The following is a 15,568-nucleotide window of genomic DNA, read 5'->3' as shown; positions in this document are numbered from 1 at the left end:
CTTATTATGAATGTACCTGACAGCTTTCCACCTAATGTCCTATAAGATAATTAAAGGTATGTAAAGTTGACGAACTTTTCTGCCGCAGATAGAAAAAATCGTCTTCTTTTAGTTAAGCCAATCATTTAATAACAAGTAATAAAAGTGAATGCCATATCCCCGATTGTAGTTCTAGCGGAGAAAAAGAGAAGGTTTATTGAAAGAGGTCTGTCGGGGATTAATTGAAAATCAAGCAAGAAGGACTTAGCCAAAAGTCCTTCTTTTTCTTTGTCTACTTGCCAAAATGACAGCCACCATTTTATAAGCACCTATTCCGTGGCTTTTGATTGTTCTATTTTTTGGATGATATGTGAAAGGTTCATGGAAGTATGTTCGTTATAATCCCTGCCGATGGATTTGAATAATCCTTTCGCTATACCTCTTAACATGATTTTGGTATGTGCATCTGCAATAATGGATTTATTAGGAAGACTTGATTCTGCTTGCGCCCCACCAATCTTATTAGCTGTTTCCTTAATAAAATCAATGATTTTAATTTCATGGATTTTTCCTTCGATATTGGTTTTATAGATAATTTGATTTCTCCAAAGCTTTAACTCGATCCTCTGCTTAGTGTAATCGAAAATGACTTCGGGAATATCAACATTGCTCAATTGAATTGAGTCTTTAATGGGATACAATTTCGGATTAGGATTGATTTTCTTTATTAAGGAATGATCAATGGTGACCTTTTCCCGCTTTATACGCGTATTTTTCGTTTCACATAGAATCAGCTTTAACTGGCCGGCAATTATATTATTGAATTCTTCTAATTCAAAAAATTCGACAAGCATTAAGCTATATTCCAAAATGGTGATTGCTTCATCGAATTTTCGTTTAGTACCAGCATTCGATCTGGTAAAAACCAACCGATTCTTCCTCTCCATATTCTTTTCACCCCTCTTAATTCGATTCTATTGATAAATGGGAAAAAACATCCATAATGGATGTTTTTACTTATTAGGTCTGAACTTGATTGAATCCGGTTTAAGATTACTTTTTTCTCCTGTATATTCAATACTAATTACATTAGCCAAATTGATATGTTTGCCACCGGCTTGCAGCCACGTCGCATTTTGGATTAATTGCAATTTCAGGATACTATTCGCTTCATCAGAATATTGTTCATTCGTCTCTAACTCTTCTGTCTCACCATTCACATAATAAAATTTATATTTTGCATTACTCATTTTCATCAGCCTCTTTTCAACTACTTAATTCGACAAGGAATGACAATTGTCCTGCTTTCAAAAAAATTAGATCGTCTCATAAATCAATGAGGTCCCATGAAAGTGAACATACTACTTATAAATGGACTATCCAGCACGCCTTTGATATTCAGACCTATTCACTTATCTATCAAAGTGTTTTTTCAATAACTCTTTAAATCGTGTGCCATCTATTTCTTCTTTCGTCATTTTCCCATCGTCCCACTGTGTAAAGGATGTATCAGTTAAAGTGATGTTCCCGCTGTTTGTCAGACGGGTGATTAATGGATGCTTATTAAATGGCGATTGGGGATTTTCCCTGATGATCGTTTGGATCTCATTAAGTTCCGCTACATTTCCTACGGGTTTTGACGAATCGAATGCATACCCTATTTTCCAATCGGGATCTTTATGTTTCAACTTTAATTCTAGGATATGATCTCCATGGTCGGTACTTTCTTTTTTTATCCTGAATTCACCATTTGGTGAAACGACCGTTTTTCCATTTAACGGAACTGGTTTTAATGGCAGATTCCCACCAAATCCCGTATCGACTAAATAGGTTTGGCCCTCATGGTTCAAAAGAATGGTGACATGGGTCCTTCCTATGGTCATCCACCCCTCTTTATAGATGACGCCCCGAACCACGAATACATCAAAGTCATTTTCCATTAGGAAAAAGTAAAGGGCTGTATTCAATTCATAGCATAATCCCCCCTCATTCCTCACGAGGACTTTTTTCTTGATATTCTCTTTGTTGATATCACTCAGATGGGATGCCATGATTGAAAAGTTTTCAAAAGGAATGGTTTGCGCTGTCTTTTCAAGAATTTCATCTAATTTATCAAAAGTCAGTTTCACATCTTCCTGGAACCCTATTCTTTTCCTGAATAATGCATTCAGTTCATTCATCACGATTCCCCCCTTAAGTCCATTACCGATGAAGAGTATCTAAACCTCTATTTATATTCATTATACTTTGCCCATATTTCATTCATCAATCAATCGCCATTAACAAAAATCGACATTACTCCTTCCTCATAAAAAGAGGTCGCCCAATAATGTAGTATTTCTGGGCAACTTCTTCCATTTATGCACCAAAGAAGCTTTCTTTAATCATTCATTTACCTGTAAGATGATTTTACCTAAGTTCTTATTGGCTTCCATATGTTCATGCGCCCTTTGTACTTCTTCAAAAGGAAAGACACGATCCACGATTGCCCTGATTTCATTTTGGAGGAATAACGGCATCGACTTTGCAACAAATTCTTCCGTTAACTCTTTTTTATATTCATCACTCCGAGGAGTTAATAGAGTGCCTTTTAATTGAACTCTTTTTAATAGAAGTTCCATCAAGTTCACCTTCTCGACTACAGTTCCTCCTAGAATGCCTATCAGTACCCATCTTCCATCAGTCTTTATGCTTTTAAGGTTTTTCTCCCAGTAAGAAGCACCGATGAAATCCAGAATGACATCCACTCCTTGATTATTTGTAGCTTTCAGTACTTCCTCATCGAAAGATTGTTCTTTATAGTTGATACAGATATCCGCTCCTAGAGAGTGACAGAAATCCAATTTTCCCTTTGAGCCGGCTGTAGTGATGATTTTCGCTTTTGTCAATTTTTTTGCCAGTTGGATGGCTGCAGTGCCTACACCGCTTCCGCCAGCATGAATCAATACCGTATCATGATCTGTCAATTCACCTAACCAAAATAAGGTTTGATACGCAGTCAAGAAAACTTCAGGAATCGCTGCTGCTTCTTCAAATGACAGGTTATCCGGTATCTTCATCGCTCTATCAGCTGGCATCACGGCATATTCAGCATAACCGCCGCCATTTACAAGGCCCATCACCCTTGTCCCTAATTCTATATTCGCACCTTCCCCTGTTTCCACCACTTCCCCAGAAACTTCAATCCCTAATATTGGATTGGCCATATAACCGGATTTTCCTTCTCGTGAAACAATATCCGTTCTATTTATTGCAGAGGCTTTCACCTTAATTAAAATTTCCCCTTTTCCCAGCATGGGCTTTGAAAAATCCTTAAATAGTAATTGTTCAGCACCACCCGGTTCTTTAACCACTACTGCTTTCATTTGTCCCACTCCTTACAAATTTTATTAGTGACCGCCCTTTAAAATGGTTTGTCTTGAAGATGGAAACTATGCTACTCCAATAAATATCCATAAGCAAATAATTAGGTTTTGATTATATAGAAGGATATGATAAATGCGGGAAACCTAGTCGAATAAAAAAAGCCGATGTCCCTTTTGGGTCCATCGAGCTTTTCTTTAAGAGTACTATCTCTTTACCTTTACCTTTTATTAAGTGCTTGATTTCTATCGAGGTCATGATGTAACTCTGCTGCCGGAACCTTAGGGTTAGGAATCTGCCCTTTTGCAACTGGTTCTGCTACATAAACAAAATCTCCTGTTCCATCTGGGGCGCTTCCTGTTGCCCACAGGCCGTCTCCTGATTCATTACCTTCCGACAAGTTCCAGAATTCGTACGCTTCAGGTTGAGATTCCATTTCCGCTTCCGGTGGAAATGACGCAGGAACGACCACGCCATTTTTCTCTTCAAGTTCCGCAATTGCTGCCATCCATTGATATTGGTGGTAACGGTCACGGGCTAACATTTTACGGAACGTAGCACGAACCCCTTCATCTTTTGTCATATGATATAAACGGGCAACTTGAAGGCGTCCTTGACTTTCAGCATGCAGATTCGACCGCATGTCCGCTAGTAAATTTCCGCTCGCTACAATATAAGATCCGTTCCAAGGCACCCCATTCGAGTTGGTTGGCAGTCCGCCAAGTCCGCTCACGAGCAAATGCTGGGGGTTGATCCCACCCATGATCGCTGCTGTATCAGGGTCTTTTGCGGCTTCTGCCTGATCTTCCGGAGAAGCGCCATCAAGCAATTGACTAATGAGCGAACAAAGCATTTCTACATGTCCAATTTCCTCTGTACCAATATCCATCAGCATATCTTTGTATTTTTCTTCTCCACGGCAGTTGAAACCTTGAAAAAGATATTGCATCATGACAGTCATTTCCCCAAACTGTCCACCTAACACTTCCTGGATTTGACGGGCAAGCATTGGATCTGGTCGATCTACCTTCACTTCAAATTGCAATTCTTTTTGATGACGAAACATATTAACTCCTCCTTCTATTATAGGTTTATTTTTTTGATCTACGGTTTTTTTTACCCGCTTGTCCATCCTTGAAACATGAATTCCGTTATAATGAACAATAATTAGAAAAAATTTACAGACAGTTAATAATGGCCACTAAACGTAAAGCAAGAATTATCATAGGGCTATGAAACTCAATAAATAAGTGTTATAAAAGGTCCATTTAACTGTCTATAACTTTACAATACAGGGTAAAGTAAGGAGAACCATATATAGAAAAAAAATCCATATCAAAGAAACCCAAAAGGAGGATGAAAATTGGATTTCAAGCCCAGAAATCAAAAAGATCAATCCATTTCGGAAATACGTTATACTTATTCCGCTCGTAATCTATGGTCCGGTTTTCTATTCGGAATCGGACTGGTCGCATTCATCGATGAGGCCATCTTTCATCAACTATTACATTGGCACCACTTCTATGACAAGTCCACATCCAATATCGGGCTAGTCTCGGATGGTTTATTTCATGCCCTAAGCTGGTTCGCGACGGTCGGTTCTTTATTCATGTACGCTGACCTTCGTCGTCGAAAGGGATTATGGCTGAAAAGGTGGATAGGAGGAGTTTTACTCGGGGCAGGTTCATTTCAGTTATACGACGGGATCATCCAGCACAAGCTCATGCGACTCCATCAGATTCGTTACAATGTCGATATTCTCCCATACGACTTGATTTGGAACATTGCTGCCACTGTCATGATCTTGATCGGCATTACCCTCATCATTCGAACAAGGCGCAGCTTAATTATAATGAAAGAAGACGGCAGAAGTGCACAGTAATGGACATATTCATGAAAATGGAGCTGGCATTGAGCCGATTTTATGGATTCTATTCGCGCTTGTTAGTGTGATGTATATCGCAGCTGGCGTAGTTTCGAACCGCCGCTATAAAAAATGGCCCTTATACCGTACGTTCTTTTGGATTCTTGGCATCATCTGTGCCGCTTTTGCAATCATTGGTCCAATAGCCAATCGCGCTCATATGGACTTCACGGCACATATGGTCGGTCATTTACTGCTTGGAATGATTGCACCCATCCTACTGGTGCTTGCTGCTCCCATTTCTCTTGCACTTCGAACACTGGATGTGCCATCTGCAAGACGTCTTTCAAAGGTGTTGAAAAGTTGGCCGTTGCGCATATTAAGTAATCCAATCCTTGCCTCCGCACTTAATATTGGGGGGCTTTGGATACTATATACGACTGGGTTATATGGGGTGATGCAACAGAATGTCCTTCTGCATGCATTGGTTCATTTTCACGTGTTCATTGCGGGTTATCTATTCACTGCCTCGATGATTTATATGGACACGTCACCCCATCGGTTCAGCTTCATGTTTCGAGCTATCGTATTTGCCATTTCACTGGCAGGCCATGATATCCTTTCTAAATATATTTATGCCCATCCGCCAAGCGGAGTCACTAAGGAACAAGCGGAAAGTGGAGGCATGATAATGTACTATGCCGGTGATGCCATTGACCTTGCACTTATCTGCATCCTTTTCTATCAATGGTTCAAAGCCACCCGTCCTAAGGAATCACTTGCCTTGTAACAGGAACGGTTAAATGATTACTTCAGTAAACTCCTGTGTTTCTGTTTAATCGTTCAACATTTAGCTCATACTAATTTTTGATGAAAAAAATTTAGGATGGAGCTGAATGGAAAATGGAATTTGAAGCTAACAATTCTACTGAAAATGCTCTTCGTGATTATAAAGCTGGAATCGGTGCCTTTACGCATAAAATGCCAGACCTCGCTGAGAAATTCAATGCCTTTACGGAAGAGTGCTTCAAAGAAGGTCAATTATCCAAGAAAGAAAAACAGCTTATCGCACTAGGGATAAGCTTATATTCACAAGATGAATACTGTATTATCTATCATACAAAAGGATGTCTTGATCAAGGGTGTGCGGAACAAGAAATTCTAGAAGCCATTGGAGTGACCGCAGCATTTGGCGGAGGAGCTACCATGAGTCAGGCAGTAACTCTTGTCCAGGATTGCATCCAGGAAATCAATCAGATGAAACAGTAATAAAGAAGGGATAGGACATTTAGTCCTACCCCTTCTTTATGTTCTTGACTAAGAAATCCAGTTATATAGCCGTTTTCAGTTCCTCATTGCAAAAATAACTGTCACATAGCTTTTAATGACTTATGTTGTTATTTCTTTGTGCGGGTGCATATGAATTCATCATCTGTTGCATATCCTGCTGTGCAAGCTGTGGAACTTGGTAGTAATGATGTTTGTTTTGATATAACGAAATCTCGTATGCCATTTCAATGCAGTTCGGAACGGAATCTGCAAATACGCGGCGAACCACCGGATTCGTTATTTCAAGAGCAGCCATCGCTTTCAAGGATGCTGCAGACTTAACAGCTCCAAGCATCATACCTGAAATGCATTCATCCGTAATTTCCGAGACGGATTGCAAAGGTTTCTTTGGCTGTGTTGGAGTCAATCCATATATAAAATCGTTACCTTGATTCATTTTGTAGCTCTGGGTCGGTTTAGAAGGATCCTGGCCCGTTTGGAAGCACTCCAATGTAATATTATATTCATCTTGGATGAACTGATATTGACGATCCAAAATATCCAGCAATTCCTGATCCTGTACATGCTGACGCAAAAGCATATATGTGTTTAATGTACCAATCGTTCCCGATAACACTTCATGTACATCGAATACTTCATGACCTCCGTGATTCATTTGTGGAGGAATAGCACCCGTTTGCATGTTCTGGTGTACTTGACCTTGTTGATATTGATTTTGATTTTGCATTGTATTTCCCTCCTCGTTTTATCAATCATGCGAACAAGTTTAGTATGTTAAACCCCAACAGGATTATTCAACCTAAACTCTTCCATGAAGTCCAATTAAGCTACCTCCATCATGTTGTCTGTATAAAAAAACCGAGACGTTTTACACTATAAACACCTTTAATATGTATGGGAGGATTTCTAATGACACATAAATGCTTCTATTGTGCTGACGACACAGAAGAAAAAAAAATCCATGTTGTAACGTTTCAAGTTACTGACACGGATAGAAATGAAATGCTCTGTGATGAATGTTATCAAGAATGGCTGCAAGGAATAAAAGGTTAGTATAAAAAGCCCTCAAATAATCTCAAAAATGATTAAGTATAGGGCAACTTAAATTCGTTTCACACAGTACAAATATATAATGATTATGGGAATTTTAAGCGTAAATCCGAAAGAATAGCCTATGCATTATGGTTACGTATTTGGAACATGGGCATTTCAAGCAACAACAAAAGGGTTGATTGCATGTCATCAAACCATGCTTAATCATTCTGGTGATAAGGACTGATAAGGACCCTACATAAATTCCTTGTAGAAGTGATCAATCAAGGTAAACAGGAAAATGACCATTGAATTATCATTAAAAGAAAATAACGTAGGACTGCCTCCATCACCACCTGAAAGGCCTAAAGCTAATTTAGAGGATATTCCCGTGGGGGCAAGACTTCAAGATCCTGAAATCTCCGCTTCAGTATCCATTGATATTAGTGCAGGATTAGTTGCTTGCAGCCAGATCATGGGTCAATGCATCCGCGAAGATATTGCGGGAATGTTTGCACAATTCCATACAAAAAAAGCGGCATTGAGTGCTGATTTCCTAAGATTAAATAAGGAAAAAGGATGGCTGGTCCCTCCTCCTCTTCATATTAATAAAACAAGTTTGTAAAACATTGATGAAATATCCCTTAATCATGTTGGCTGAACCTCCAACATGATTAAGGGATTGATTTCCGTATGAAAGGAAGATTAATGAATCACTACCATTGCAGACTTTCGATTAAGTGGCACTTTGTGCATTCTTGACTATAATCATTTTTTATAAATTCATGATTACAATTCTCCCGAAAAATGTTCAGCTCTCTTTTCAGCTGTTCCAATTGAGTTTCCAACTGTTTCATTTCAACTTTTATCTGGATTACCCGATTCATCGAATTCTCCCTCTCGTCCGAATCATTGATAGATTTTTCCGTCCGTTTTCCTAAATTCATTGGCTTTTTCTTTAAGCCCTTCATCGATTACCGACTCAAAACCCAGACCCTTTTCTTTCGCCAAATCACGGATGTCCTGTGAGATTCTCATACTACAGAATTTAGGTCCGCACATTGAACAGAAATGGGCTGTTTTGGCACCTTCAGCCGGTAGAGTTTCATCGTGATATTCAACCGCCCTTTCAGGGTCGAGAGAAAGATTGAACTGATCTCTCCAACGAAATTCGAATCTAGCCTTAGAAAGGGCATCATCCCGTTTTTGTGCATGCGGATGGCCTTTTGCAAGGTCAGCTGCGTGGGCTGCAATTTTATAGGTAATGACCCCTACTCGAACATCCTCTTTATTCGGAAGTCCCAAATGCTCTTTCGGTGTCACATAACAAAGCATGGCAGTTCCAAACCATCCAATCATGGCAGCACCAATTGCAGAAGTAATATGATCGTACCCAGGTGCTATATCCGTTGTTAATGGTCCTAGGGTATAGAATGGTGCTTCTTGACACACTTCCAGCTGCTTATCCATATTTTCTTTAATCAAATGCATAGGTACGTGACCGGGTCCCTCAACCATGACTTGAACATCGTGCTTCCATGCAATCTTCGTCAGTTCCCCCAATGTTTCCAATTCAGCAAATTGAGCCTCATCGTTTGCATCTGCAATGGATCCAGGACGGAGGCCGTCGCCTAATGAGAAAGAGACATCATATGCCTTCATGATTTCACAAATCTCTTCAAAGTGAGTATAGAGAAAGCTTTCTTGGTGGTGGGCCAAGCACCATTGTGCCATGATGGAGCCCCCTCGGGAAACAATTCCCGTAACTCGCTTTGCTGTTAAAGGGATATATCGCAAAAGGACACCAGCGTGTATGGTGAAGTAATCGACACCTTGCTCGGCCTGCTCGATTAATGTATCCCTAAAAACTTCCCAATTTAAATCTTCCGCGACTCCATTCACTTTTTCCAATGCTTGATATATCGGAACAGTTCCAACTGGCACAGGCGAATTCCTGATAATCCATTCCCGGGTCGTGTGAATATTCTTTCCGGTGGAAAGATCCATTATATTGTCGGCTCCCCATCGTGTAGCCCAAGTCATTTTCTCCACTTCATCTTCGATCGATGAACTAACAGCTGAGTTTCCGATATTCGCATTTATTTTCACATGAAATTTTCGTCCGATGATCATGGGCTCACTTTCAGGGTGGTTAATATTTGCCGGAATGATCGCCCGTCCGCTAGCTACCTCTTCTCTTACAAACTCAGGGGCAACATTTTCCCTGATCGAAATGAATTCCATTTCTGGGGTAATGATACCTTTACGGGCATAATGGAGCTGGGTTACGTTTTGCCCTTCCATCGCACGCAATGGTTTTCTTTTCAATCCCGGAAAAATTTCTACTTTGGATTGTGAATCCACTTTTCTATACCCATTATCTTCTGGTTTTATTTCACGTCCTTCATACTCTTCAACGTCTTCCCGTTCCAGGACCCAGTTGCGTCTAATCGGGGCAAGACCTTTATGAATATCAATGGGATATTCTGAATCCGTATAGAAACCGCTTGTGTCATAAACTCGTAAAGGCGGATTCTCCTCTTCGCCGAATGCCCCTGTAGTCGGACTTAGCTTAATTTCACGCATAGGTACTTTAATATCAGGTCTAGATCCCTCAACATACACTTTTTTACTCCCAGCAAAACTGGACATAATTGAAACGTTCATGTCATTTACTGAATTACTCATGATTTCATTTCTCCTTTTTAAGTTCATTTAAAAAGGACAAAATCCAATCCATTTCGCACGAAAAAGCCAGGTCTCATATTTAAGACCCGGCTAACGTTAGTATGACTACAGAAATGACCAATTGAAATGGTCATTGTTTAGTAGATTCTAACTTCCCCACGCTGGTATGAACCAGATCAGGTCCTGAGGGTTAAGAAGCTTAAGCGCTTCTCTCTCAGCCCAACTTTTATTGGACACCCCTAGTCTAAATAATTTAATTGATTACAGGGTAACTATATATCACCCTTTTCACTCTGTAAATAATTTAAAAGACCTAATATTTTATTTCAACCTCTCCAAAATTCGTTACTTGAAGAGTAATTTTACAGGCTCTCAAGGATTGGGAAAAGCTCCTCTAAATGCTTGATTTCATAGGTTGGAAGCACTTCATTCCGTTCCTTATCATGGCGATTTATCCAAACCGACTTTATGCCTACCCGTGACGCTCCAAGGATATCCGTCATTAAATTATCGCCGACCATCAATACTTCATCCTTATCAAGCTCCATGATTTCCAAAGCATGCTCAAAAATGGAGGCATCCGGTTTACCTCTTCCAAACGCACCAGAAATGACGATTTGGTCGAAATAAGGAACTAGTTCAGGCGTAATTTCAAGTTTGGTGTTTTGCAGTTCAGGAGACCCGTTCGTAAGCAATAGCAATTTGTACTTCCCTTTTAATTCATCTAACACACGGAATGATTCTTCATAGATAAATGGCTTTTTGCGTCTCTCGGCAGGGAAACGTTCTGCCAGTTCAAGCCCAAATTCCGGGTCATCGATCCCTAATGCCTTCAAGCCTCTCGTCCACGCTTCTTTCCGATAAGCCGGTGCAATCCCGGCCATCTTCCGGAATTCATCATGATCATCCTGAAAATTTCCCCATAGCCCCTCAAATGGGTTGATACCGATCATTTGAGTAAAAGCATATGTATCGTAAGAAGAATAAAGCTCACGCGCTTCCTTCCGCACAGCTTCTTCAAACTCGTCGACATTCAAATCATATTTCTCCTTAGCCACTTCGCATGTAGCCACAAAAGCCTCTTTTACACTTTTCTGATCCCATAATAATGTATCATCTAAATCAAAAAAAACTGCCTTCACCAAAATGTCCACCCTCTTTCCCTATTATTGAATTCGTAAAAATTACACTATTACAATAATAAACCACAACCAATGGAAAAAGAATAATTATTCAGAAAATCCCTGCATCTTTCTTAAAATCAGCAAAATGTACGATGAACATCATACTTACCTTTTCTGATGGAAAACCCTATATTTCTTCACTTATCATCTTTCGAATACATACAGCTTTCCATTACTTGCAATCTTGAATTTTGGACCGGTGAACCCCCGTCGGATCAGCTCTTTCCTCATATATATCATGAGGGCGGCATGACTCACGATCAGAACATCCCTATCCCCCTTTGTAAAGATTTCATCCAATACTTTATTGATCCTTTGTTCAGCGATCTTAATTTCCGCCCTTGTCTCCCTGTTGAACATCGAGCAGCATCGAATCCAGATGGCCCAAAGGATGAACGGCAGCTTCACTTTTCCTTTAAGAGGGGGAGAAGGTATTTCCCGCAGCTCCTCCATTCGATGAACCTTACCTGGATAGATATGTTCCGCTGTCTTGACAGCTCTCGACATATCACTGCAATAACATTCCTGCCATTCCTCCACGCCAAATAAAGTCGTTCCATAAATAATATCCGCTGCATCATAGTCCTCAAACCATTGCTTCATATCATCCGCCGTCACAGATTTCCCAGTAGGAAATTCATGTGCCACCTTAAAATGCCGTACCAAACCAATTTTCATATATTCTCCTTTTTATCTTTTTAAATATAAGTTTCTTTTTGGCTTTTCAATAGTTATGTAAAATTATACAAAAACAGGTATATGAAAACCATTAAAAATCTTACTGAATTGCACTTGCGAGTATGTGTTTTTAACAATCTTACAGATTGGGTCACTGCTGAAAATGGTCCTGCAGCAGTGGTCCCGTCACATGCTATAACCAAGCGTTTATCCCTATGCTTTTTTAATACCCTTTCTTCACTTTAACCAACAAACGTAAAAATAAAAGAAACGACTTTCCCTTACGAGTTCATGGAAGATGTTACAGGAGTAGTAGCAATTATTAAAGGGAAAAATTTCATGGCCAGACTCTATCTGAAATTATCAAAAAAAGAGAAAGCATTTTGCCTTCTCCATATGTCGTTACCCTATGAATTGAAGTTCTGTTATCGTACATCTCTTCCTGAATTTATATTTCCCGCTTAAATCACTGAATTGATAATCATTGAGGGATTTTCCCAATTGTTCCTTTAGCTTATCCACAGTGATGGATTCCTCCACTGTCTCTTTCCAATTTTCATTTCCGATTAACTCATCGAATGGTATGGTAGTCAGGACTTCATCATAAATCTGGATGCTTTGATCGATGCCGAAGCTGCCATAGATACTGCCATTTTCTTCAGCAAAGATATGCTCCGATTCAAGTTCTTCCACCAATACTTCTAGATATTCCTTTGACTTAACAGGCTTGATGGCAATCTCTGCTTCCGCCTTTACAGGTCCCAATCTCTTATCTATGATCTCTATTGTCATTTTAACGTAAACGGGCGGATACCCAAACCCTTCAAAAAGTTCCGCTGCCGAATTATATACCATCTGAACATCCTCCTTTTGTCACTATCATTATATAATATAAATCCTTCATTTCCTTACCAAAAACCCTTATTCAAGATCACTTGGCATCGGAGTTCATTTTGAATGCCAACGCTTCTTTTTCCTATACGAACCTAACAAAGAAATCCAATGCAGCTCCATGCATTGGATTTCGCCAACTTCTTATTATGGCTTTAGCACCACTTTAATACATTCATCTTCGTGATCATTAAAGATTTGATATGCTTCACTCGCTTTTTCGAGAGGAACTCTATGTGATATGATTTCCGTCGGGTCGAAATCTCCAGCTGTGATTTTATCAAAAAGCTTTGGCATATAGTGTATGACCGGTGCTTGTCCCATTTTTATATTAATGTTCCTTTCAAATAAATTGCCTAACGGGAACATATTATATTTGGACCCATATACGCCAGTCAGTTGGATCGTGCCGAATTTACGCACGGAGTTAATGGCAATTTCGATCGCACTTAACGTTCCACCCTGAAGTTTCAACTTTTGCTCAATCGCCTCAATCGTCGATTTCTTGCCATCCATTCCCACACAATCAATGATGACATCCGCCCCGCCTGAAGTGATTTCCTTAATATAGCCGCCCATATCGTTATACTCATCGAAGTTATACGCTTCAACCTGATTCATCTGTTTTGCCTTATTGAGCCGATAAGGAAGATTGTCGATGGTAATGACCCTTTTTGCGCCCTTCATCCAAGCGAACTTCTGGGCCATCAAGCCAATTGGCCCACAGCCCAGTACCGCTACCGTATCATCTTTCTTGACGCCTGCGTTCTCTACACTCCAATAAGCGGTTGGCAGCACATCGGACATGAACAGAAGCGCCTCATCTTCAAGTTCACATGACTCTGGGATGACAAACGGCATGAAGTTCCCATAAGGGACCCTTAAATATTCCGCCTGTCCTCCTGGATAGTTCCCATATCGTTCCGTAAAACCAAAGTATCCTCCAGTATCCACCGCTTCATTGGGGTTGGAATTGTCACATTGACTCTCCATATCATGTTCACAATAATAACAATGTCCACAAGAAATGTTGAAAGGCAGGACAACCCTGTCCCCTTTTTTCACTTTCGATACTTCCGGACCCACTTCTTCAACGATTCCCATCGGTTCATGACCAATGACATAATCTTTATGCGTAGGCAAAGCGCCCTGATATATATGGAGATCGGACCCGCAAATCGCCGTTGAAGTCACTCGGACGATGATATCATCCTTTTGCTGAAGTTTCGGATCTTCAACTTGTTTTACCTGAATATCTTTTGCACCTTGGAAAGTTACAGCCTTCATAATCAACCTCCTAAAATATTCTTAATACAATTGATATACCCGCCAAAAAAGACTACTAAGCCTAGCAACACCTGATTTTCCCAAGAAATAAATAACCTTCTTAAGTTGAATCCGGATCATACAAAAAAAGCCCCGGAAAACCGGGACTCACCTATGAAACACCTATTTAGTAAACTTATAAATTCCCATTGTTATTGTGCTTATACTCTCTTAGTACCTCGTTAAATACATCGGGATAATTCGTAAACAGCCCCGTTGCACCCCATTCCAGAGCCTTTTTCATGTCCGCTCTTTCATTTACTGTATATGGATGGAATTGAAGGCCATGGTCTCGAACCATCTTCACATATTGTCCGTCAACCTTACTGAAGTTCGGGCCAACTCCAATGGCATATTCCTTAATCGATTCCAATTCTTCATCAGAAATGGTTGCTTGGTTCTTATAAGAAAAAAGTTGCACAAGCGGTAACTTTGGATTCATGTCATGAACCTTCAAAAGGCTTTCTTGACTGAACGATTGTATAAGTACATTTTTGGTACGGCCCTTTGAATCTACCATTTTATAATCTTTCAAAACCTTCAGAAGTTCTTCTTCCATTCCTGGATATACATCAGGGGACTTTGTTTCAATGTAGTAATTGGCCTGCCTGCCGAATTTCTTAAAGACTTCTTCAAGAGTGGGTACCGTTAACCCTTCATATTTCTTTTTTGCCAATTGCGGATATTTTTCATTGAACCATGTACCGGCATCCAGTTTTTTGACTTCTGCCAGAGTTAAATCCTTCACCAGACCTGTACCATTCGTTGTACGATCAACCTTTTCATCATGCATCGCTATCAATCTTCCATCCTTGGTCATCTGAAGATCGATTTCTATGTAGTCGCCTTCCATTTGTTCTCCCAATTGATAAGCGGGAATGGTATGTTCAGGTGCATAACCGGAAGCTCCGCGATGTGCGACATTCACGATTTTCTTCTCATAAATAGATGAATTCGAATGATTTTCATTTGCTGCTGAAGCCCCCATAGAAGTAGCCTGCAATATAAAGGCCGCACTCATCATACATAAACCGAATTTCTTTATATTCGTTTTCATTTTCCCTCTCTCCCTCCTATTGTTACCATCATTTTAGAAGGGGAATGTGAATCTATAGCAAATATAGTGTAAAGAAATAATAAATTGGTTTAATTGGGTAAAATAACCTATCTAACCAGGGCATTCATTTAGTTTGTTGTACCTAACCAAAAAGCATTCGTCTCCCCATCATGCATTTTCTTCACTCTAGTTGATACAAGAAAGTCCCGTGAAGAG

At 39.9% G+C, this 15,568-nt stretch carries 16 protein-coding genes, 1 pseudogene and 1 riboswitch; of the genes and pseudogenes, 5 read left to right on the top strand and 12 right to left on the bottom strand.

Annotated features, from left to right (window positions below; genetic code table 11):
* Positions 1 to 308 precede the first annotated feature (308 nt).
* From ACDZ29_RS14840 to ACDZ29_RS14820, 5 genes are all read right to left on the bottom strand, one after another.
* Positions 309 to 926: a hypothetical protein gene (locus ACDZ29_RS14840; protein ID WP_370013944.1), complete on the bottom strand. Its 618-nt coding sequence runs from the start codon at positions 924 to 926 to the stop codon at positions 309 to 311.
* Between the two features lie 66 nt (positions 927 to 992).
* Positions 993 to 1,229, bottom strand: coding sequence for a hypothetical protein (locus ACDZ29_RS14835; protein WP_289317858.1), 237 nt, complete (start codon positions 1,227 to 1,229; stop codon positions 993 to 995).
* A gap of 162 nt (positions 1,230 to 1,391) precedes the next feature.
* Positions 1,392 to 2,159 carry an arylamine N-acetyltransferase gene (locus tag ACDZ29_RS14830; RefSeq protein WP_289323798.1) on the bottom strand — a complete coding sequence of 256 codons (768 nt, stop codon included), beginning with the start codon at positions 2,157 to 2,159 and terminating at the stop codon, positions 1,392 to 1,394.
* 204 nt (positions 2,160 to 2,363) lie between these two features.
* Positions 2,364 to 3,344, bottom strand: coding sequence for an NAD(P)H-quinone oxidoreductase (locus ACDZ29_RS14825; RefSeq protein ID WP_375088038.1), 981 nt, complete (start codon positions 3,342 to 3,344; stop codon positions 2,364 to 2,366).
* Between the two features lie 218 nt (positions 3,345 to 3,562).
* Positions 3,563 to 4,408, bottom strand: a complete 846-nt coding sequence (locus ACDZ29_RS14820) for a manganese catalase family protein (protein ID WP_375088037.1) — start codon at positions 4,406 to 4,408, stop codon at positions 3,563 to 3,565.
* Between the two features lie 333 nt (positions 4,409 to 4,741).
* On the opposite strand from ACDZ29_RS14820, the gene ACDZ29_RS14815 reads away from it, so the two are divergent.
* From ACDZ29_RS14815 to ACDZ29_RS14805, 3 genes are all read left to right on the top strand, one after another.
* Complete coding sequence (locus ACDZ29_RS14815; protein WP_289327229.1) at positions 4,742 to 5,224, top strand: DUF2243 domain-containing protein; 483 nt, start codon at positions 4,742 to 4,744, stop codon at positions 5,222 to 5,224.
* On the top strand, positions 5,214 to 5,996 hold the full coding sequence (locus tag ACDZ29_RS14810; protein ID WP_375088036.1) for a cytochrome c oxidase assembly protein: 783 nt from the start codon (positions 5,214 to 5,216) through the stop codon (positions 5,994 to 5,996). The genes ACDZ29_RS14815 and ACDZ29_RS14810 overlap by 11 nt, the downstream gene beginning before the upstream one ends.
* Before the next feature lie 113 nt (positions 5,997 to 6,109).
* Positions 6,110 to 6,475 (top strand): carboxymuconolactone decarboxylase family protein, encoded by a 366-nt coding sequence (locus ACDZ29_RS14805; RefSeq protein WP_375088035.1) that lies wholly within the window; start codon positions 6,110 to 6,112, stop codon positions 6,473 to 6,475.
* 112 nt (positions 6,476 to 6,587) lie between these two features.
* Here ACDZ29_RS14805 and ACDZ29_RS14800 read toward each other — a convergent pair whose 3' ends face one another.
* Positions 6,588 to 7,223, bottom strand: a complete 636-nt coding sequence (locus tag ACDZ29_RS14800) for a spore coat protein (protein WP_375088034.1) — start codon at positions 7,221 to 7,223, stop codon at positions 6,588 to 6,590.
* A 182-nt stretch (positions 7,224 to 7,405) separates the two neighbouring features.
* Here ACDZ29_RS14800 and ACDZ29_RS14795 point away from each other — a divergent pair, with 182 nt between their 5' ends.
* Together ACDZ29_RS14795 and ACDZ29_RS14790 are read left to right on the top strand one after the other, a co-directional pair.
* Positions 7,406 to 7,549 carry a hypothetical protein gene (locus ACDZ29_RS14795; protein ID WP_375088033.1) on the top strand — a complete coding sequence of 48 codons (144 nt, stop codon included), beginning with the start codon at positions 7,406 to 7,408 and terminating at the stop codon, positions 7,547 to 7,549.
* Positions 7,550 to 7,670: 121 nt separating this feature from the next.
* Positions 7,671 to 8,153, top strand: a pseudogene (locus ACDZ29_RS14790) (DUF3231 family protein).
* A gap of 284 nt (positions 8,154 to 8,437) precedes the next feature.
* Here the strand turns inward: ACDZ29_RS14790 and thiC are convergent.
* The 6 genes from thiC to ACDZ29_RS14760 form a co-directional block, all read right to left on the bottom strand.
* Positions 8,438 to 10,219, bottom strand: a complete 1,782-nt coding sequence (gene thiC / locus ACDZ29_RS14785) for a phosphomethylpyrimidine synthase ThiC (protein ID WP_289327228.1) — start codon at positions 10,217 to 10,219, stop codon at positions 8,438 to 8,440.
* Positions 10,220 to 10,352: 133 nt separating this feature from the next.
* A riboswitch (TPP riboswitch) is annotated at positions 10,353 to 10,467 on the bottom strand.
* Positions 10,468 to 10,578: 111 nt separating this feature from the next.
* Entirely contained in the window at positions 10,579 to 11,361 is a 783-nt protein-coding gene (locus tag ACDZ29_RS14780) for an HAD family hydrolase (RefSeq protein ID WP_289323792.1), read from the bottom strand.
* Between the two features lie 183 nt (positions 11,362 to 11,544).
* Entirely contained in the window at positions 11,545 to 12,078 is a 534-nt protein-coding gene (locus ACDZ29_RS14775) for a histidine phosphatase family protein (RefSeq protein WP_375088032.1), read from the bottom strand.
* 402 nt (positions 12,079 to 12,480) lie between these two features.
* Positions 12,481 to 12,933 carry a hypothetical protein gene (locus ACDZ29_RS14770; protein ID WP_375088031.1) on the bottom strand — a complete coding sequence of 151 codons (453 nt, stop codon included), beginning with the start codon at positions 12,931 to 12,933 and terminating at the stop codon, positions 12,481 to 12,483.
* A gap of 183 nt (positions 12,934 to 13,116) precedes the next feature.
* The gene (locus tag ACDZ29_RS14765; RefSeq protein WP_375088030.1) at positions 13,117 to 14,256 is read right to left on the bottom strand and encodes a zinc-dependent alcohol dehydrogenase; all 1,140 of its coding nucleotides are present in this window, start codon (positions 14,254 to 14,256) and stop codon (positions 13,117 to 13,119) included.
* Positions 14,257 to 14,431: 175 nt separating this feature from the next.
* Entirely contained in the window at positions 14,432 to 15,352 is a 921-nt protein-coding gene (locus ACDZ29_RS14760; RefSeq protein WP_370013934.1) for a glycerophosphodiester phosphodiesterase, read from the bottom strand.
* Positions 15,353 to 15,568 lie beyond the last annotated feature (216 nt).

This window comes from Peribacillus sp. RS7 (assembly GCF_041956845.1).
In the GTDB taxonomy this organism is placed as follows: Bacteria; Bacillota; Bacilli; order Bacillales; family DSM-1321; genus Peribacillus.
Note: the sequence above shows the minus strand (reverse complement) of the source record. Positions and strands in the feature narration are given on the sequence as shown.